The organism is Flavilitoribacter nigricans DSM 23189 = NBRC 102662, from assembly GCF_002646595.1.
Taxonomy (GTDB): Bacteria; Bacteroidota; Bacteroidia; order Chitinophagales; family Saprospiraceae; genus Flavilitoribacter; species Flavilitoribacter nigricans.
Genome location: NZ_PDUD01000046.1, coordinates 59,133 through 80,226 on the forward strand (window position 1 = coordinate 59,133; position 21,094 = coordinate 80,226).

A 21,094-nucleotide genomic window follows, 5' to 3' on the forward strand; every position below is an offset into this window, starting at 1 on the left:
TCACTATGCCCACTATAGCTGACATCGACCAATTGATCCTATGCGGCCCCATCGTACGCCGAGTTGAACCTAAGCAAGCCGCCATTTGGCTGGCACTAAAATCGGCGGCCGCCGTAGAGCTTGTCATCTGGGAAGGTCTGATCAAACACGATGACATCGATGACACACCAGTAGTGGGTAAAAGCGAGCGCAGGACCACCTCCATCGGCAAGCATCTTCATCTGGTGACGGTCAATCTCGAACTGGAAGCAGGCAAACTTTTGGAGTGGGGAAAAATCTATTCTTATAATCTCAGTATCACCCCGGACGGAGGCAGCAAACAAGATCTGAAGGACTTGAAATTATTGGATGCATTGGCGGAAAAGGAGGAGGGTAAGACAGTCACTGCACTAAGCTATGAAGTAGGTCAGCTTCCCAGTTTTGCCTTGCCGTCGGATCGCATCGAAAGCCTCCGTTTACTTCACGGCTCTTGCCGCAATAATGATGCTCCTTACGAAGACGCGCTATCCTGGGTAAACGATTTCATTAAAGCAGACCTGGAAGATATTAACAAACGCCCTCAGCAGCTGTTTCTTTCCGGAGATCAGATCTATGCCGATTCGGTGGTCGGTGAATTGCTACACGAGTTGACCCAATGGGGAAACAGTCTGCTGGACGATCAGGAAACGCTACCCACGGAATGGCGGGAAAATGCCGATACCGCCCCAATAAAACGCTGGAAGGCAGATACGATGCATTTCCCGGCCTATTTTAGGGCTAACCTCATTCTTTCCGAGGCCCGCTTCACTACCACCGATAAAAATAATCATCTCATCGCTTTCGGAGAGTTTGCCGCCATGTACATGTCGGTCTGGTCGAACGTCCTCTGGACCGTTGATCTGCAGGAAGGAGCCGAACAAAATGCGCCCCAACACTTCGAAAATATTTTTGATCAGATAACCGACCGGCCGGAGAATTACGGCGCTATTTTCCGAAGAAACCTCACCGATGAGCGCAACAATATTGTAGTAGAAGAAGCGGTGGAAGCCGGCGAGCAGCCGGTTAAAGCCCGGGAGGTGTTTAGCGATGACATTGTCAAAAAGAGCATAGATTTCCTGCTGGCAGCGAGAAAGGCCGACAAAGCAGGCTTTCGGGAAGCCATGTTGCAGAAAAAGGATAACAAGTTGAACGAGTTGCTCGCCGACTTTTTCAAGCAGGAAGTGGTGACCAGACGCGATAAGATACGCTTCAGAAAATACTTCGAATTCTTTAAAGGGTGGATGAAAGAACTACATTCGGGAGAGCAGGAAAAAGCAAATAAAGAAAGAGGCGATAAGCTCCGAACTTTACATCGAACCCTGACAAAGGTGCGGCGGGCCCTAGCCAACATTTCTACTTTCATGATCTTTGATGACCACGAGGTAACCGATGACTGGAACCTGAATCCTACCTGGCGCGATCAGGTCTATTCTTCCTATTTGGGGCGAGCTATCGTACGTAACGCACTTACTTCCTACGCACTGTTTCAGGATTGGGGCAATCGCGCAAAATCTTATAATCGGGAAAACAGCGGATTATTTGAAATAGAAGAAAACGTTGGGGAGTTGGTCCGGGAGCTCGACGGCGAGCAGTTTAGCGATACTTTGAAAGCAGCCTTTGAAAAAGCCGGGCTCACCCTGGAAGGAAGTAACACGACCGTACAGATCATCCGTAAGGAAGACTGGAAATTACTGGATGGCGCGAAGGAAGATGAATACATTGTTCGCAAATACCAGATCAAGGAAGGAACCGGGGAAGCGGCAAAGGAAAAAGAAGTAATCCGAATTATCCAGAACCCGCACGCCCTCCTGCTGAAACTGGTCAGTCAGCTATACCAGGAGAACAATACCAAACGAGAAGAACAGGAGGAACAGCTTGATTTTCTGCTGGGCCTGGATCACCACCATCGCGTTGTCAAATCAGAGAAGAGCGAACGCTACCAGCTCCGTGATAATCGAAGTCCGATCGTAAAATGGCATTACAGCTATGAGGGTATGACTCATAAGGTGCTGGTAATCGACAACCGGACCCGACGCAGCTATGTCTCCTTTGCCGGCGCTCCCGGGAATATTTCTGTAAATGGCATGCAGGATCTTATTCCCGAGGATCCGCAGCCCAAGGAAAACGAAGTATTGTTTGTAGTCGCTCCGTTGCCGGTACTCGGCCCGTCTATGCTCGATGAACTGATCGCCCCGACAGCCTATCGGGTATATGATCTCATAGCGGCGTTTGACGGGGATGAAACCATCAAAACGGGAATGAAAGGCACTAATCCCGACGCGATCGAAGCCTGGGTATTTGATCCGGTCGGCCAAGAGGAATTGTTCAAACGGCTAGCTCCCTTCCAACGGATCATATTCCTGTCCGGAGACGTTCACTACGGATCGACCCAGCGCATGCATTACTGGAAAAAAGGAGCGGATCAGCCTGCTTGTTTCGCTCAATTAACATCCAGCGGGTTGCGCAATATTATGCCGGGGTTCATTCAGTATATCAGCCAGCACTTTGGTATTGGACAGAAACTGATCCGGGGTGAGATCCGGGCGGAACGATTGGGGTGGCATGACAACGACCCCAAACCCCTCAAGTTTCCAGATGAAAAGAAGGTCAATGCATTCCTGAAATACAAACTTAAAAATAAACCTGTCCTGATCACGCCGCTCGGCTGGCCGGAAGGCACTACCTATGGTGAAGATAATGAACCTGATTGGTCCTGGCGGGTACATAACGTAATAGACGAACGCCGGGAGGAGGAACGCCCGGGTATCACCCAACTTGTTAAAATCGAAGAGACTGTAGAAAGCCGGACGGTGGATGCCTTCCGCAAAACCGCCGCTCGCCACAGTCGCCAGATTAAACAAGTCAATTTTACCCGACAGATCCTGTTCAAAGCTAATATCGGCCTGGTGACCTTTGAAAAGGAGGAGAAAAAGGATGGAGTAGAAAAGGAACCACCCATTCATCTGATCCACAATCTTTACGCTGTGCCTTTTCAAGCTGATGCCAAAGCAGCGCAGCAGCAGGAATTGTTCGCCGTTCATCGCATCGTTCTGGCAGCATCCGAAGCAGATCAACCGCCTTCCCTGAATCCAAAAAAGTAAGCATAACATGGCTGAAAATACTGACAATGGACTAGTGCAAAATGCTATGGGCGAGATGGGAGACCTTTTCTCCTGGATACAAAAAGCCCTACAGGATGAACAGGTAAGACGAACTACCCTGCTGAGTCTGGGGCTCGATCCTGATGCAGATAAGGAAGACGACGGTACAGCGGCCGAGCCGCCCAATCTCAACCTGGACAACATTCAGCGGTACCGTAAATCGGTCAATCCAGATGAAGTAGCCCACCAAAGTGCCGTAGCGGAGGCCAAGAAATTCGTGCAATTCCTGAAAGATTATCTCAAAGCTTTCAAGGCCGATCCCCTGGACCTGGATGAGCACCTTTACCGACTCTTCGAGATCATGGCCTCAAATTATATCCGATTGCGTTATCCAAAAGCCTATTATCTCTTCCAGGTGTTAGGTTTTTTAACGGAATTCAATACGGCACCCGTCAAGGTAGAATCATCTGCGGGTACTAATCTGGTGATGGGCGTAGTTAATACCGTACCGTACGGCTTGTTGAAAGTGCCCAGAATTGCGTTGCAAAACATCTGGGAATTCATTACCCATCCAATTCACTATCTGGAGAGTAAGGCCAGAGACCTGGCCGCGAACCTCCCTTTGGATACTAAAGAAGATGCAGAGGATTATTCGCTTTTATTTTTGTTACTGCCCCTGATCGTTGGAATATCAGATAATGACATCGATCTGGAATATTTGTACGGATGGGATGCTTCCGTGCGAAAGTGGTCAGATGATGAACCGGAAGCGCTCCGGGTATCCTCCCATGGGGCTCTGTTGCTGGCTGATATACGGCGGAATTACCAAGAAAAATTCCCCTTGCCGGAGGAAGATATTGCCGCTTGGGTAAAGGTGGAAAAAGCTGTAGCTGAACCTGCAGACGATATCCAGAAAGAAATAGCTGCCGCCTACCGACGGGCCACTCTGAATTGGGAAAGAGGAGAATGGGTCGATTACATTTCGGAAACTTTTTTCTCCTTCTCCATTAAATTGCCGGAAGAAGAAGGTAGTGAAGATTCCAAACAGCTGGGAGCGACTATGTTCTTTATCTCTAAGGAAGACGAGCCGGCCGAACTATTGGAATCGGAAGGTATTTTGCGGACGCCTTCCGGGGGCTTATTCGTTTCCCTGCACGGCTCCGGTAAGATGCAATACAAGATCACAGATAACTGGAAGCTGGGATTCGAACTCAGCTCCGGTAATTTACTGGATTTCTACCTCAGCAGCAACGCCGATCTAAATGTGATGGGCGACATCCGGATGGATCTTAGTATAATGCGGGAGAAAGACCCTGAGACTGGAGCGTCCTATAATCTGCCGAATGGATCAGGTACCCGTTTGGCGATCGGGGATATTGAATTGACCGGTTTCCTGAGTAAAGAAGACTTCGGTATCGAGCTGGGTTTAAAAGAAAACGCCCTAATCATTTCCAGCGGCAAAGCCGACGGTTTTTTGAAAGAGATTATGCCGGGCGGTGATACCCCCCTGAAGTTTTCTTTGGCAACGGGTGTTTCAAAAACGAAAAGCTACTATTTCAATCACAATATCGGTTTCCTCAATAAATTGCTGGGAACCGAAGAAGAAGAGAAGAAGACGGAGGCAGTGGATAATACCCGGAGCCGGAGCCGGAGCCTAGCGCGTAGCGCGGAAAAACCGGCGGTAAAGGAAGAGCAGGCCAAGCCATTGGATACCGTCATTCCCATTCACAAAGATATGGGAATTGCTAAGTTTGAAAAGATAGACTGGTCGTACGGACCCGTCGTGGACAGCGAAAAGCTGGGTGGAAAGATAGGGGTAACCTGTACTTTCTCCTCAAAAATAGGTCCTGTTTTTGTCCGGGTAGAGGGGATTGGGATGAAGCTGGAGGCAAGTATGCCGCCCGCAGGAGTGGACCTAAATAATATGGAATTGGGCTACGACTTTGTAACGCCCAGTAGAGTTGGACTTCGCATCGATGCGGAGATTATTTCCGGTGGCGGCTACCTGGACTTCGATCCGGAAAATCACCGCTATGCCGGAGTACTGGCCCTGAACTTTATGGATATCGAATTGGCAGCTATCGGCCTGATCAATACCCGACTCCCCAATAAACAGAAGGGATTCTCGATGCTACTCAGCATCAACGTCATTTTCAATCCCGCCTATCAGTTGGCCTATGGCTTTACCCTGAACGGAGTTGGTGGCCTGATCGGTATTCACCGTACCACCAAAGTGCGCATATTACAAGATCGCATCCGCAGTGGAGCGATTACTTCGATCATGTTTCCCCAAAACGTCATCGAAAATGCGCCTAAGATCATTAGTGACTTGCGGGCCGTCTTCCCGCCCAAGAAAAAGCACTATATCGTTGCGCCCTTTCTAAAGATCGGTTGGGGTACGCCCACGATCGTGGAGATCGATCTGGGAATACTGGTAGAGATCCCTTTTAAGAAACGCTTGATCCTGCTGGGCAGCGTCGGCATGTACCTCCCCAACAAGGCCATTGAAAAGCGTTTGGTGGAGCTGCACATTGACGTTTTCGGCGATTTCAATTTTGCCGAATCGTATGTCCTCATCGAAGGTCGGTTACGCAATTCGCATGTAGTAGGGATTAAGTTGACGGGGGGATTTGCCTTTGTCCTCGATTGGGGCCGCGAACCGCAGTTCCTAATGTCTGTAGGTGGATATCATCCAAGGTATAAAAAGCCGGATCGCTTCCCGGACATCCCGCGCCTAACAGCTTCCATCAAGGTGGGTAGCAGCGTTAATCTCACCTGCAAATACTACCAGGCGATCACCTCCAATTCATTCCAGTTGGGTATTCGGGCCGATCTGCTGGTACGTGTGGGCAGTGCCAGAGCAACCGGTTTACTGGACTTTAATGCCCTCCTGCAATTCGATCCTTTCCGCTTCATGGTCGATATCCGGATCAGCGTGGGCATCAGCTATCGGGGAAGAACTTTTGCCGGGGTGGATCTCTATTTTGAATTTTCCGGCCCCAAACCCTGGCGCGCCAAAGGATATGCCAAGATCAAGATTTTGTTCTTTTCCCTTAAAGTACGCTTTAACATTAGTTGGGGTGGCAAACAGGAAAAAGCCCTGGTTTCGATCAAAACCGAAAGGCTGCTTGATCAGTTGCACGAACAGGTGGCAGCTCCCAACAACTGGTCAGCTAAGTTAGCTCCTGGCTTCAGTAGCGGTGCAGCACTGAAAAAACTGGAGGCTGAAGCGCAAAAGGAACGCATATTTGTTCATCCGAGCGGATATTTGGAAGTCAGACAGATGCTCCTACCGCTGAATAAAACCCTGGAAAAATTAGGGCATAAGCAAGTTGACAAGGCCGATTTCAAGATCACAGGCTACCAGATTGGGAAACTCATGGTAAAACCTGCTAAGCCGGCCCATTTACGAGAATACTTTTCCCGGGGCCAGTTTGAGAACTTGTCCGATGAGGCCCAATTGTCGAGTGCTGATTTCGAACTGATGAACGCCGGGGTGGCCATCAAGGCGGATAAGGCGTTTGACTTTCCTCAGGAATTCGAAAAAGTTGCGAGTGATTTCGAGGACATTCTACTTTTTCCGCCGGAAAGGCCGGCACCAAGTACTACCGCCCGCTCCTTTGGGGTGGAGGAGTCAAGCGGATTCAACTGGCAACAGGATCGAAGAAAGAATATACTGGCGGCACGGCAATTCCGGCGCTCCGATCGGGCAGTGGATGTTTTCGGCCTGACCGAAGAGCTACCAGACTACGGTGCTAAACAATACCGAATAGCCCGAAGGGACACCTTAGAAACCCCACCGGAGTGGGAAAAGCAATATTTCGACACGTATTCCGCAGCTAAAGATTTTCTGGACTACGATTTTCAGGGGGATGCCTCCAAGTGGCAGATACTGGAAGCAGAGGTCGTCCTGTAATTGTGATGAATTTAAATAAGGAATAATCCGGGCAGTTTGCCTGGCGACGGCCATTAGCCTTTGAAGGTTAGTAGCAGATAATTTCCGCATAATAACAGCAGCTTTTTAGGTGTCTTCCTGATTTTTCTGTTCTTTTATTAAAAAAAGAAATGGCAGCGGAAAGCATCACCGGCATGGATGCAAAGAATTGGGATCATTTATTGGATAGCCTGGAGGAGAACAAATGCATTCTTTGTCTAGGTCCGGAAGTCTATTCTTCTACGGATAAAGGAAGACTAGAGACCCAATTGGCCAATTTTTTGCAAAAAGAGTCCGAAGCAATTCGTATCCGGGTTTATGAGGATGGATGGTTCCACTACTTGCCAAATGCCAGTGAAATTGATGCCTGGCAGCGAGTAAAGGAGTTTTACCGGCAATCTAATGATCGTTCGGAGAAAATGTTGCAGAAAATTGCTCAGATCCCTTGTCACTTTATCCTCAATTTTACGCCTGACTATAAGCTTAAAGTAGCGTTTGAGCAACAGGATTTTGCCTTCAACTTCTTAAGTTATCTGAAAAAGCAGCCCTTTGATCCCCAGGAAGAAGCTAACCGATATACACCTACCAAGCTCAAGCCGCTCATTTACAATATGGTGGGGGAGATCAGAAAACGGAACTCCCTGGTGATGACTTACAATGATTTCTACGCTTATCTCGAATCCATTTTTGAGGGAAATAGCATGGCGCCCGTCCTTAAGGAAAATATTTGGGAGGCTGATTATTTCATTTTCCTGGGAATGCCTTTCGACCGTTGGTATGTGCATATGTTCATGCGCATCCTGCAACAACACGAGCGGAACCGGGCCTCAAAAAAATACGCCGCTAATATTTATCTGAGTGACGAGATCACCACCCATTGTGCGGAGCAGTATACGATGACCTTCGTACCGAACGGGATTGAAAACTTTGTGGATACTTTTTACGAAAAATGCAAGACCCGAGGTTTTCTCCGTACTGCAGCCCAGGCGGCAAAATTACAACTCCCGATCGATCAGTTAAAATCTTGGGTAGCGGAAAACCAGTTCCAGGAGATCTTTGATCAATTGATCGTTCAGTTATCAGAGATCGGGCCTGCCGGAGAAGAATGGAAAAATCAGGTGTTTCAGCTGGAAGGGCGTTACAATGATCTGCGGCGAAATATACGAATGGGAACGATTGATGAGCGCGACCGAATGGTCGAAACTAATCGCTTAAGAGCAGTGATCATGGATTTAATCCAGGATTTGCAAAATCAGTTCAACTGATCACGGATGAACAGACAAAGATATCCGGGAGCACAACCTTTTGAAAAGGAGCAGCAAGAAGTCTTTTTCGGTCGGGAAGAAGACCTGGATCATCTGCGTCGTAAGATAAAATTGTCTCAGCTTACCGTACTGTACGGAAAATCCGGGCTTGGAAAAAGTTCGCTGATCAATGCGGGATTACTGCCCGAATTAGAAAAAGAAGGTGACTTCGTACCCGTACGGGTAAGGTTTAATGCCTGGCAGGAGCAATTGTCTAATGAACCGGTTGCAACTACCCGGGCTGCTATTTCCGGAAATCCTGAGAAAAAAACTTTTCTTCACAAAATAATTGCGGACGATCCCTCGCTGTGGCGTAATGTTAAAGATCAATTCATCACAGAAAAGGGCGAAAAAGGGCTTCTCCTGGTGTTTGACCAGTTTGAAGAATTGTTCACCTATCCGCAAGCCAGCATTCAGCTTTTTAAGCAGCAATTAGCGGAAGCGTTGTACACTCCTGCCCCTCAACGGTATTGGGATCTGCTGGAAGATAGCTATGATCGGGACGAATCAATTCTGGAACGGGAAGAGCTTCAGCTGTTCCAGATGAACATCAATCTGAAAGTAGTGATCGTTGTTCGTTCCGATAGGATGCATTTATTGGAAAAATTAAGTGATTACCTGCCGTCGATTCTACGAACCTGCCAGGAACTGGAACCGTTGAGCCGAAATCGGGCCAAACAGGCTATAACTGAACCGGCAATTCGCAAGGGCGATTTTGTTTCTCCTCGTTTTACTTACTCCTTCGAGGCAATGGAAAGGATCCTCAGTTTCCTTACCCAGGATGGGACCGATCCGATCGAAACGACTCAGTTACAGATCATCTGTCATCATTTGGAGGAAAAAATAAAACGTACGGATGCTTTGGAAGTGGAAGTATCCGATGTGGAAAACCTGGATGGGGTGATCGAGGATTATTACGATGAACGGATTAGTATAATTCTGGATGTGGAGCAGGAACTGGCTGCCCGGCGACTGGTGGAAGAGGGATTAGTTTTCGAAGAAGAGGAAAGGAGATTGAGCTTGTACGAAGGACAAATACTGCGATCCTTTGGATTAAAAGCGGAAACGCTTCGCATTCTTGTGGATAGTCATTTGTTAAGGGCCGAACCGAGCCTGCGGGGAGGTTATACCTATGAACTCAGCCATGATACCCTGGTGGGGCCGGTGCTTAAGGCAAAAAATATTCGCACCGCCGGAGAAAGGGCAGCGGCGGCCGAAAAACAGCGCCTGGAACAGGAAGCGGCGTTGGCGATCGAGCGTCGCAAGCGGAGGCGCGCCTATCTGCTTGCAATAATCATGGTACTCTTAGCAGCAGCGGCGGTGCTAACTACCATAATAGCCCTTAAACAAAAAAAGCAATTGGCCGCAGGGCAGGAGGCGCTGCTCCAATCCAACTTCAATTTGCAGAAAAGCAGAGTGATCAACTATAAAACTACCGGAGCCTATTCCAATGCGCTAAACTTATTGGATACGATCCGGCAACAATGGTCTGTCGGGCCTTATCATGCCGGAGAATTTTCGGAGAGCGTCTTGCAGGAGGTGGATAGCCTGTCGGTAAAATATTCACATATTCAGGCACTGGTTACGGGAAGTAGGGAAAATATGGAAAGCGCAGACTATAGAGCTGCGGTAGATAGCCTGGCGCTGGCAAATTCAATTAGTTCGGATAGCTACCTGTTATCATTGCAGGAAAATGCTGTGGAGAGGCTGGAAAAGGCTTTTAATGACTATGTGGTGCGCGGAGAACTGCTTAAAGGGACCTTTGATTATCAGGGGGCAATCGAGCAGTTCGAACTGGCTCTGGAATTGAGAGAAGATGCTCGGGTGCGCAAACTGCTGGAAGAGGTGCAAAGTCTGCAGTGATATTTGAATATTTGCTAATGGATTTGTAAATTGTCTGACAATAAGTATACAATATTACAAAACCCTACACCTCTAACCGTAATGTATCGATTAACCCAGTTATTATTTGCGCTTAGCATTCTGCTAACTAATGTTGGTTTGGCACAAGACCCGATAGTAGATTTTCTTTCCTATCCCAATACTATCAATGATTCCAATTTTAACAATTACAATAGTCCGGAGGAGAATGTTGAATTCGTCCTGCCGACCAGCGATGAAGGTTATTTGCTGGTTGGCCACCGTTTTTACAGTGGAGAAGATTATGATGGTAGGATCGTAAAGATCGATAAAAACGGGCAGAAGGTCTGGGAGCGGGCTTTCGGTGGACAGTATAGAGAATTTTTCTATTCAGCAATTGAATTGGATGGATCTTATTATGTAGTAGGAACTCAGGAATGGGAGCCGGGGAGGTTCGTGGCGGTTGTCTTAGAATATTCAGGAACTGGTGGACTGGAAGGTGGTATACGTTATGAAGATACCGATGAACGTATCAACGGTGCATCATCTCATGTGTTCACCACCATTGAAAAAACTTATGGTGGCAATCTTTTAGTGGGTGGAATCTTGTTTAACGGGGATCCGGACCACGAGCCTGCTTTTAATGATGCAGAAACGACCGGCTTTTTCATGGCTATTGAGCCCAGTTTTGATTCGCCATTTATATCTGGAAGCTTATCCTTATTTGGCACTGCAGTACTTAAAGTAGAAAGAGCGATCAGCGATGACGTTAATCACTACTATGTTTTTGGAGAGGAATATAAGAGTACGGATACTTACTGTTTAAACAGTCCCAAGCCTATTCCTTCCGGCAAAAAGCTTAGAGAAATTTATCAAAGCCCTCCTAGCGATATTTTTGTCCTTAGATTAAATTCAGGATTAAATGTGGTAGCTCCCTTTCCCAAATTGCTGGGAGGAACTACCGTAGATAACTATATTGATGCGGTAGCCACTCCGGATGGGGGATTTGGAATATTGGGAAGAACATTTGGCGATTGTACCACCTTGGTAGGGCCCGAAAACATTGGTAAGTCTTCCGGTGAATTTCAAACGTATTGGCTCTACAAAGGCGATGCTAATGGAAATACGGATCTGCTTGAGCTGGTAGAAGGCTATAATTATCTCGATGCAACATTAGAACCTTTTGGATTAATCAATGGCTGTGAGTACGGATCTTTTATCCTGGCACATAATTCTGGTGGCCAGGTGGGGTCATCCGTGAGGATAAGTGCTGATGGTGGCTTTTCTTTTTTCCAATTTGGAGATTTTTATTCAGGATCCGATATCAAGAGAGGGTCGGATAACGAAATCGTGATTGCCGGTAACAGTGCCGAAAATGTGCCTGATGAGTCCTTTAATTCCGATTTCGCTCTTTTCCGCTTTTCCCCCGAACAGGCATGTAATAATTGCCCGGATCCCCTATTTGCCTCCGATTGTGGTCGAACCGTTGATTATTACTACGACGGTCCAGGTTTAGCGTACACTTTTTCCGTCGAACCTTTCCCCGAGTATGCCAGCGATGCCCCATGGAATATCGATGGTAATTTAGTTAGTGCTGCCAACTATCAGAGTAGTTATACTTTCCCGAATGCTGGGACCTATAACGTATGCTACCCTTACCTGATTGATGAAGAGGGTTGTTACGACTATTGCTGCCAGACCTTTTGCATCGAGAACAAACCCGAATGCCTGGAAGGGCTGATTGATGACTGCCTGAGTTCCTGTAGCTGTGTAGAAGATAATTTTGGAGAAGATTTGCCACCGCCATTCCAATGCGAAAATTTTGAAAAATACGATGGCGGCTCCTTAGTTGCCCAGACAGATACCTGGGCATTGTGGCCGGGAACATCAGCGGAACCGCAAATAATAAGTGGTTTCAACAATAATCTGTCGCTTCATTTTTCGGAGAACGATCCCGGTAATGTACTTTACTATCTACAGAATGGCAAAAAAGATGATCTGCAATGTGGCCGCTACCGCCTGTCGTGGCGCATGAAGGTGGAAACAGGTGCCACGGGATATTACAGCGTATTGTATAGTAAAAACACAGGAGACTCCGGCGGGTCAAAAGCTTATGAATTTTCCTTCGGTTCCGATAATCAGGGAACTATAAATATCTTGGGGGGAGAATTGTCCTATTCCTTCTTCTACACATCAGGGATCTGGATGGAAATCATGCATATCGTAGATCTGGAGGCAAACCTCATCGAATTTTGGATCAATGGCAATTTTATACGATCTCTTACTTATGATCTTTCCGGTGACGGGCCGGAGTTCCCGGCGACTCTGGGGGCCGTGAATTTTGATACACCCACTGACGGTGATTTTTGGATTGATGATCTGTGTGTCAGAACAAGAAATAATTTCAGCTGTCCAACCGGTTTCGAAGTCTGTGTTGAGAACGGCGAACAATACAGTAGCGCCTGTACAGCTGCCAATAGCGGCTTGTACACGTTAAGGGAATTTGGTTCCTGTGCATCGATTTGTGATTATGGTGGTGAGCTTGTACATCGCGCTGATCAAAATGGGGCCACTTATCAACGCACTTTGAACCTGGCGGATCTCGCACCTGAATTGTTATATACGGAAGATATTATAAATGAATTTTATGAAGGCGTTTTTCCGCTATATACTGATATTTTTATTTTCGAAAATGAAGCTTTTGGAGAAATAAGCGTAGTCGGCAACTTTAACGCACTGGGTAATAGCCAGCAATTTGTTTTCCGCTGTGTTTGTGATGGTGAGGTATGTATGCAAGAATATATCCCCGAGGAGGATCTTGCAAGTCTAGAACCTGGCTTGTATTATATTGTAGTCGTTGGAACGCAGCCGGGAGATTACGATTTTCAGGTATTTCCTACCGGAAACTGTGCCGTCGAGCAGTTGTTGACTTGTAGCAATAATACGGTGAATGGCAATTTCCCGGAAGCTAACGCAGATTTTGAGCGTTTTTCGGTTACTGATACCTACGGGAACTGTTACAATGGAAACCGAACCTATGAACTGTCTGACTTAGAATACCGGTTAGAGCTAACCGAGCCCAGTATAGTTAATTTTGAATTTACTGCCTTTGGAGGCGCGGCCGGCATTTTCCTTTTCTCCAATATTTGCGGTGGAGACTGTTTTGAGTATACCGAAACGCCTTTAGCGGGAGGAACGGCCCGGCTGGATTCGGTGCGCTTGGGTGCCGGAAACTACTATTTAATCATAGATCAGGACACACCGGTATCCTCTTTTTCCTTATCCATAAACTGTGAACTGGATGCCGATAATTATGGATACGGCGGTTTTTTTGTAACCGATTTTGATGATGGTGACTGTAAGTTAGAGGAAGACTCTGCTTCTTTACATCGGGTAACGGTCGCTTTTGATCCACAAAAGCATTCACTGGGAGATGAATTCCAACTCTATCCGGGCCAGAATTTGCAAAGTTCAAATAACTCCCTGAATTTAAGTTACAATGGCCAGGATAAAATGACCTTCTGGTTACCCGAGGATCTGTCTGATCTACCCAATCAGTGCTCTTTTGAGGCCGGAGACGTGATCAAGGCCAAGTTGCGGGATAGTAACGGGTCGGCACCCGGCAACCCCGTCCTGCTAAATCTTCATTTTGCCACGCCGGACGGGGCAGAAATTAATGCAGCGGAAAAGTTTACCCAAGGTGGACGGAGTATTGTTAGTTCATTTGACCGAGTTGGTAACGCTATCAGTTTTGATATTCCCGGTAACCGGATCATGCGTTTTGCCAATACGAACCCCCAATCCGAAATATTTAAGGTAGTTGCATCGAGCGGTTTAACTTGGCAAGTGATCAATACCACTCCGTGGATTACCGTACAGAATGATTCCGGAGGAAGTGGTGTGCATCAGGTAGAAGTGTCGGTAACTGGAGATAATCCCTCATATACAGAAAGGAGCGCGCAGTTGATCGTACAAGTAGCTGATCCACCCCTTCAGCTCTTTGTAGACGTAAAGCAGGCACCCCAATGTACTACTCCTACAGTATCAATAGAAAGCTCGTCACCATCGGTTTGCGAGGGTGAACCGGTTACCCTTACCGTAACAGCCGGACCGAAGGGGGCAGATCAATATCAGTACGAATGGAAATCGGGTAAAACGGGCAACGTTATTGTGGAGCACCCGACCCAAACTACCGAATATCGGGTTAAGGTAAAGGAAACAGGTACCTGCTTCAACGAAAAAACTGAATCTGTTAAAGTCATTGTACATCCCAAACCCTTCTTTCAGTACATTACGGTTCCGGCTTGTGATGCAAGTCTCACTACTTACCACTTTACCTTTGAATCCAATTACGAACCGAGTGTTTCGGGTGGGGGGACAGTAGAAAAAATAGGGGACAATACCTATGAATATCGTGATATACCGGCCGGGCAGAGTGTAAAAGTGAACCTGGGGCCCGGAACCTGCTCCATTACGGAAGATATTGAGGCGCCAACCTGCTTGTGTCCATCCGTGCCTGTGCCAACAGCGGGAGATGATGTCTTCGTATGTTATGATAATACTGCTCCGCAAACACTGAGTGTTGAGATAGACGAGACATTGTACACCGTTAACTGGTACAACGAGGCTGGGGAATTGCTTCTGGAAGGCAACCGTGAATATACGACCAATAAGCCGGATACCTATTATGCTGAAGCCCGAAGTCTTATCGCTTCAATCTGTGCAAGTGAACGCCTCGCGGTCCGACTGATCAAACGTCCGGAGATAAGTCTAACGGTGGTGGCTGATACCATTGCCTGTTCCGGACAGACCCTTAGCCTAGCAGCATTGGCCGAAGGCGGTAGCGGCAATCTCATCTATGAATGGAGTGATAACCTGGGCATTGGACCTAATGTAAATTATTCTGCTTTGACTCCAGGAAGGCAAACCGTTAGCGTTATTGTTAAAGATCAGGAATATGGCTGTGAAGTGATGGGGGAAATAAATATTCGAACCGGAACCACACCACAACTGGAAAAGGTAACTGATCCGCAGTGTGCAGCGGATAATCAATCCTACGAGATCACTATTCGATCCGATGCAGAGACAATTTTATTTTCACCGGAAATGGTCACGGTTAATCAGCAGGGCGAAAACTATACAATATCCGGTATACCCGTGGATTCCAGTTTATTGATCCAGGCAAGGAATGCAAATGGTACCGTTTCCTGCCCGGCTGAGGAACTGACTGTTCCTGCACCGGACAACTGCAACTGTGGTAATGTCAACTTTCCTACTGCAATTGCGATCAATCAGTTCATCTCTATCTGTGAAGGAGAAGATATGCCGGAGCTATCAGTACAGTCTCTCGGCGAGGGGTTCACAGTAGAATGGTACGCCCAAAGTAATCCGGATGGCAGTACGCCTGTCCTGGCAACGGGAATTAGTATCGTACCGGAAGCTGCCGGCACTTATTATGCCTATGTACGGCATTCGGATAGCGACTGCCTCAGCTCCTCCCCCACTACGGTTGAATTGGTGATCCATCAATTGCCGACCGTTCATGCCGGGGAAGATCAGATAATCTGTGAGAATTCCGTTTATGCACTGGATGCACTAGCAGGTAGCTCAGGAGTAGGTCCGCTTTCTTTTAGCTGGACGCCGGCTAATATACTGAGCGACTTCAATAGTCCAAATCCAAGTTTTACCGTAAGCCAAGATCAAACTTTTGTATTGACATTGGAAGATGGAAACGGCTGCACTGATTCCGATGAAGTCTTTATTGAAGCGGCTCCTCTTCCTTCAGTAGCAATTAGCACGGTGCAGGAAATTAGCTGTTTCGAGGGGACCGAAGGGGAACTGATGGCTTCTGTCAGCGATGGGACTGGACCCTACAGCTTGATATGGCCGGGTCAAGAAAGTATATTACCGGCGATTAAAAATCTTCCAGCCGGTGAATATACAGTGATCGTGAGCGATGTAAATAACTGCCGGGATACAGCATCCGTCAACCTAATGACTCCCGAATTAATTAGTCTGACGAGTGTCAAAGTGGATACTGTTTTTGTGAATGAGGATGAGGTTGTTGTGCAAAATGGTGGCGTACAAATAGAAGTTTCTGGTGGTATAGGTCCATTTCAATACGAATGGACTAACAATGCCCAGATTATTGTTGGTAACGAAAGTATCCTGGTTATTGATGTACCCGGTGAATACCAACTCAGGCTGATCGATGCAAATGGATGTGTTTTCGAAGAAAGTTTCACCATTCCGGTCGAGACTACTGATGTGACAAATGTGTTGGATCCGCGATTGTTCGATGCGTATATTCAACTGTATCCTAATCCCTCTAGTGGTTTAATAAGTATAGACCTTGATCTCACTGAGCCGACTGAATTTCAGATTACCTTATTAGATGGATTAGGCAGGATGATTAGGCGGATTCCTCCTCGGGTGATCCAAAAGGAAACAATCATGATGGATCTGAAGGATTTGGCAACTGGACACTACTGGATAAAATTCCAGTTGAGTGAAGGTTATTTCCTAAAGACTGTCATTCGAAACTGATAGCAATGTATAGAAATTTATATATCGGGTTAATACTGCTATTAATTTTAGCTTGTCGGAAAATGGCTATTGAAGCATACAACTTTTTTGAAGTGGCCACGATTCCTTATGAAATTGTGGATGATGGTACGTTTAGCCGAATTCTGCTTAAAGGTAGGATAGTCAGCACTTCCACGCCGGCCGGTAATATCTCTGATCATGGCTTTTTATGGTCAACCAATCTGGATGATCTATTTGAATCCGCTATCCCGGTTGAGAAACGCATATCGTTAGGTCCGTACGCTGGTAACAGTATTGATTTTGATACGGTACGTCAGGTCTTATCCCAAGCCCAGACGTATTACTTTTGTGCATATGCAATTGGGACAGAAACAAAAAGAGTATTGAAAGGAGCGGTAGACAGCATTACTCTTAATATTCGAATGCATGTAGATTCTATTGCAAGGCTCAATGACAAGTTGAATATTGAAATTTCGGTCCAAAATTTGGATATCTGGAAGAGAAACGGCATTGCTTTGCAGGCTGGCACCTTAACCATGAGAGTTGCTACTAAACAAGACTTCATCGATGCAAAAAGTATAGAATTTTTCGAATTAAGATCTGATACCACATTTAGGGATAGTTTAGTTAATCTTAACCTCAACACCACCTACTATACCCAACTATATTTTAATACGCCGGAAGGAGAATATTCTGGTGAGGTGAATAAATTTTTCATTGGGGACGGCTGGAAGCGGATCCAGGATAACCGGGAAGAATTATTTGGTGCTACCGGCGCTATTTACGGCCAATCTGCTTATATAATGGGCGGATACGAGTCGGCGGTTAGCTTAAGTACCAACAGGGCCATCTACAGATTTACGCCTGATGCAGCTATTCAGACAAGCCAGTGGGAATATGTTGATGATCTGGCTCCATACGAAACCTTTGCATATGGGATCGCAAGTCCTTTTGCGGGAGGAATTTATTTCGGTCTGGGACTCTACGAGCATTTTAGTAACAATACTTTTTCTAAAGTGCTCCCAAGTCGGGATAATGTGTTGATCCATCCCGGCGGCAACGCAGTTCCTGCTTTAGAAAAGGCCGTAGTCTTCCGCCATGAGGATAAGCTATATTTTGGAACGGGTTGCAAATACCGGGACGATGGCACCTGTGAAACTACCGGCGAGTTTTGGGAATTAACCAAAGGAATATCCAGGGATACCATTCGGCCGATTGCCGGCTTGCCGGGTTTTTCCGGTGGAGATAACAAATTCGGTATAGGCCGGGACGGCGCAGTGGTCTTTGAGTTAGACGGTATGATCTATGTAGGCGGTGGAGATTCCGATCTGGGACCCAGAAATGATTTTTATCGTTTTATTCCTCCTCTATCTCCTACGGATACTGGTAGTTGGGAATTTGCTACGCTATTCCCTGGTCCGGCTCGTTACGATGCCGTTGCTATTTCCGCCGGCGATCGCGCCTTTTATGGTTTAGGATATTCCGATCAGATCATTGGTGGCTACCCTACTGATTGGTGGGAATTTAATCCTAATGCAGCCAACGGTGAGGAATGGACCCAGCGGGAAAGATTTCCCGGTATTGGAAGACAGGATGCCGTTGCCTATTTTTTAAATGATTTAGGTATCGTTACAACAGGACGCAGCATTGGGCCCGCCGAAACCGGTGGCGGGATCAAAACCCAATTGCTAGGTGATACTTGGCTATATTTTCCACCTGAAAAATAATCACTAAATGATCCGAAAAGGACTAATATTTCAGATTCTTTTATGCGGTGTTATACTGACCAATGCTCAGTCTTTAGAAAACCTGGCCAGTCTGCGAACGGAAAGGGACCGTATCCCTTTTTCAGTAATTGATGGAGAAATAGGTCTGGACATTCAATTAGGGGAATGGTCTTCGGAAGGTTTCGTAAAGATTTTATCGGTAGTCTTGCGGGATGCAGATCTGGTCATCAGTTTTCAGATAGATAGATCTATCAATGAGCATTATGATGTGCAAATGATATTGGAAGTGAATGATCGGGTCATTCGGCCTGGGCCTTTTGACCTATCCAATATCACGTCCTCTTTAGAAGATGAAGATATTTTTACCAGGATATGGGAAGATATAGCGGAGTATCATCTGCGCTTGGGGCAGCAATATACCCTGATCGTAGAAAAGCGATTGCTTTGTCAGGTTGATTGCTCTGTACTACCACCCGAATTCGATATAAAATACAAGTGGCCACATTATACCGGCGTGGCTGTGGGCGTCGGACTTATAGGTGCAGCGCAATTTTTCCGGCAGCGTAAAAAAGATCATTATGACTTATATATAGAACGCTGGGAGGATGGACTGGAAAATGGAGGCCAACATCTGCAAGATGCCAGGCAGGCCGAAAAAAACCAAAATTTGCTTACTTACACCGGTTTGGGAATCAGTGCCGCGAGTGCCCTATGGTATGTGCTGCGCGAAAAAAAATTTAATAAAAGAAAGCAGAATTATGAAAGATGTTGTGGAGGTAGGGAAGAAGATCTGTCGATCAATCCATGGTTGCCTTCATCCCACGGTTTTGCGGTAGTGGGTATACAATTGAGTATTCCGCTTTCTCGTCCTTTGGAATAAAAAACGATTATAACATGCGTAGTTACATATCGGTAATTTGTGTAATCATTTTGAACTTAGTGACGGTTAATCCGGTCCTGGCGCAGGAGGGATGTTATCAGGAGCGGAAAGAGCAGGGTAGGCAGTTGATGGAAAATGGCCAATATGTCTCCGCTGTAGTACAATTCAGTATCGCTCTTACCTGCCCGGATAGACAGCAAAATCAGGAAATTATCACACTTATCCAGGAAACGCAAAAGCGGCAGCAAGCCCATTACGAGCGTCTGGTTCAGGCCGCCGAAAAAGAAGCAGCATCTGCTCGAAGTGCGCGTGCAGATGAAGCAGAAGCAAGAGCGCTCGCTGAACAAAAAGCTGAAGAAGCCAGGATCAGCGGTCGGCAGGCAGAAGCACTGCGATTGTCATTATTGGCAGACATTAACCGGCAGCAAAGAAATTTTGGAGACGCGCTTTTTCTAGCTTACGCTGCTTTACAACTGAGTGACAGTATAACTTTTGCCGCCGCCCGGAAAGCTTTTGTGGAGGTTGTGAAGGATTCTTTCTCCCAAGTTGTTCCGACGGTAGGGAATATACAACATATGCATCTATCGGAAGGCCCCCTCCCCTATCTGAGTTTTTTGGATGAAGCTGGTATAAAGGTTTACGATTTGAAAAGCGGTCGGTTAGAAAAAGTTGGGCCGGTTCATAGCGAGCTACTTACAATTGGAGCATCAACTGTTGTTACAGCAAGAACTGATGGAGGAAATGAGGGACAATTAGTATCACTGCGTAACGAGACTGATCATACACTAACTGCCCACCTAGAACGACTTACTGCAGCCGCAGTTGCTTCCGATGATTCCTTTTTTGTGACTGGGGCTAGAGATCATCAAGCCATTATTTGGAATAAAGATGGTTCGATAAAGAGTCGACTGGTAGGTCATGAGGGTAATATTTACCAGATTCACATTAGTCCGGATGGGCAAATGATTGTTACCCGATCCTCGGATGGAACTGCACGCGTTTGGTCTGTGGAAGGCCGGCAGGTAGCAATAATTGGTCAAGATGAGGGCTATATTCGAAACATTCAAGTGATGAAAGGCACTCCGGTTTCAATCATTACAAATTCCGACAAAGGCGGCGTTAAGATCTGGGAACAGGGAGGGGCATTGCGGGCTGTGCTACCTTTGGATAACAGTGGTTCCATCCAGGTGGTTTTGCAAGGGGATCGCCTCATCACTTTGACGGCTAATGGATCGATGAGCGCCTGGGATATTCAGGGAAATGCCACTACCTCATTTTCATACGATGAAAAACTCCTGGGTGCGGTACCCTACGGCGATGGGCAATTGCTGAGTTGGTCGGAAGACCAGCGTATTCAGCTTTGGCAACAGAATGGGACGCTGGCACAGGTGTTTGTTGGCCACCAGGATATTTTATCCGGCCTGTCCGGTGCACCCAGTGCCGGATTGATACTATCCACAGGCCGGGATGGCTCCACCAAGCTTTGGGATAGTTCCGGACAGCTTCTGACGGAATGGGATCTCCAGACCCGAAGAGTAATGATGGGTCACATCGCCCAGCAGACCAATCAGATCGTGATCGCAGATCAGGGTAACCAACGTTTGTTGATCATGCCGTTTCCAGATATTATCCTGGAACAATTGATGAATAATCATGAACAGTTCCTATCCGTTAACCAAACTTTACTAGCAACCTATAACATTCAATTTTGGCCCTGAAACTAA

At 46.7% G+C, this 21,094-nt stretch carries 8 protein-coding genes; all 8 read left to right on the forward strand.

From position 1 onward, the window contains the following. Nucleotides 1-5 precede the first annotated feature (5 nt). The 8 genes from CRP01_RS34365 (at nt 6) to CRP01_RS34395 (ending at nt 21,088) form a co-directional block, all read left to right on the forward strand. Nucleotides 6-3,119 carry a metallophosphoesterase family protein gene (locus tag CRP01_RS34365; protein ID WP_099154620.1) on the forward strand — a complete coding sequence of 1,038 codons (3,114 nt, stop codon included), beginning with the start codon at nt 6-8 and terminating at the stop codon, nt 3,117-3,119. Between the two features lie 7 nt (nt 3,120-3,126). After that, nucleotides 3,127-7,035 (forward strand): DUF6603 domain-containing protein, encoded by a 3,909-nt coding sequence (locus CRP01_RS34370; RefSeq protein WP_099154621.1) that lies wholly within the window; start codon nt 3,127-3,129, stop codon nt 7,033-7,035. A gap of 173 nt (nt 7,036-7,208) precedes the next feature. After that, nucleotides 7,209-8,318: an SIR2 family protein gene (locus tag CRP01_RS34375; protein WP_170110664.1), complete on the forward strand. Its 1,110-nt coding sequence runs from the start codon at nt 7,209-7,211 to the stop codon at nt 8,316-8,318. Between the two features lie 6 nt (nt 8,319-8,324). Next, nucleotides 8,325-10,220: an nSTAND1 domain-containing NTPase gene (locus CRP01_RS34380; protein ID WP_099154623.1), complete on the forward strand. Its 1,896-nt coding sequence runs from the start codon at nt 8,325-8,327 to the stop codon at nt 10,218-10,220. An 81-nt stretch (nt 10,221-10,301) separates the two neighbouring features. Beyond that, nucleotides 10,302-16,763, forward strand: a complete 6,462-nt coding sequence (locus CRP01_RS34385; RefSeq protein WP_099154624.1) for a T9SS type A sorting domain-containing protein — start codon at nt 10,302-10,304, stop codon at nt 16,761-16,763. 5 nt (nt 16,764-16,768) lie between these two features. Next, entirely contained in the window at nt 16,769-18,490 is a 1,722-nt protein-coding gene (locus CRP01_RS34390) for a Kelch repeat-containing protein (RefSeq protein WP_099154625.1), read from the forward strand. 7 nt (nt 18,491-18,497) lie between these two features. Next, a complete protein-coding gene (locus tag CRP01_RS42030; RefSeq protein ID WP_143473664.1) occupies nt 18,498-19,370 on the forward strand; it encodes a hypothetical protein in 873 nt (290 codons plus the stop codon). 14 nt (nt 19,371-19,384) lie between these two features. Then, nucleotides 19,385-21,088, forward strand: a complete 1,704-nt coding sequence (locus CRP01_RS34395; protein WP_170110665.1) for a WD40 repeat domain-containing protein — start codon at nt 19,385-19,387, stop codon at nt 21,086-21,088. Nucleotides 21,089-21,094 lie beyond the last annotated feature (6 nt).

What these genes read in the sequence shown, in the direction of transcription:
- CRP01_RS34390 (WP_099154625.1), top strand. Translation starts at nt 16,769, where the DNA reads ATGTATAGAAATTTATATATCGGGTTAATACTGCTATTAATTTTAGCT.
- CRP01_RS34375 (WP_170110664.1), top strand. Translation starts at nt 7,209, where the DNA reads ATGGATGCAAAGAATTGGGATCATTTATTGGATAGCCTGGAGGAGAAC.
- CRP01_RS34385 (WP_099154624.1), top strand. Translation starts at nt 10,302, where the DNA reads ATGTATCGATTAACCCAGTTATTATTTGCGCTTAGCATTCTGCTAACT.
- CRP01_RS34365 (WP_099154620.1), top strand. Translation starts at nt 6, where the DNA reads ATGCCCACTATAGCTGACATCGACCAATTGATCCTATGCGGCCCCATC.
- CRP01_RS34395 (WP_170110665.1), top strand. Translation starts at nt 19,385, where the DNA reads ATGCGTAGTTACATATCGGTAATTTGTGTAATCATTTTGAACTTAGTG.
- CRP01_RS34380 (WP_099154623.1), top strand. Translation starts at nt 8,325, where the DNA reads ATGAACAGACAAAGATATCCGGGAGCACAACCTTTTGAAAAGGAGCAG.
- CRP01_RS42030 (WP_143473664.1), top strand. Translation starts at nt 18,498, where the DNA reads ATGATCCGAAAAGGACTAATATTTCAGATTCTTTTATGCGGTGTTATA.
- CRP01_RS34370 (WP_099154621.1), top strand. Translation starts at nt 3,127, where the DNA reads ATGGCTGAAAATACTGACAATGGACTAGTGCAAAATGCTATGGGCGAG.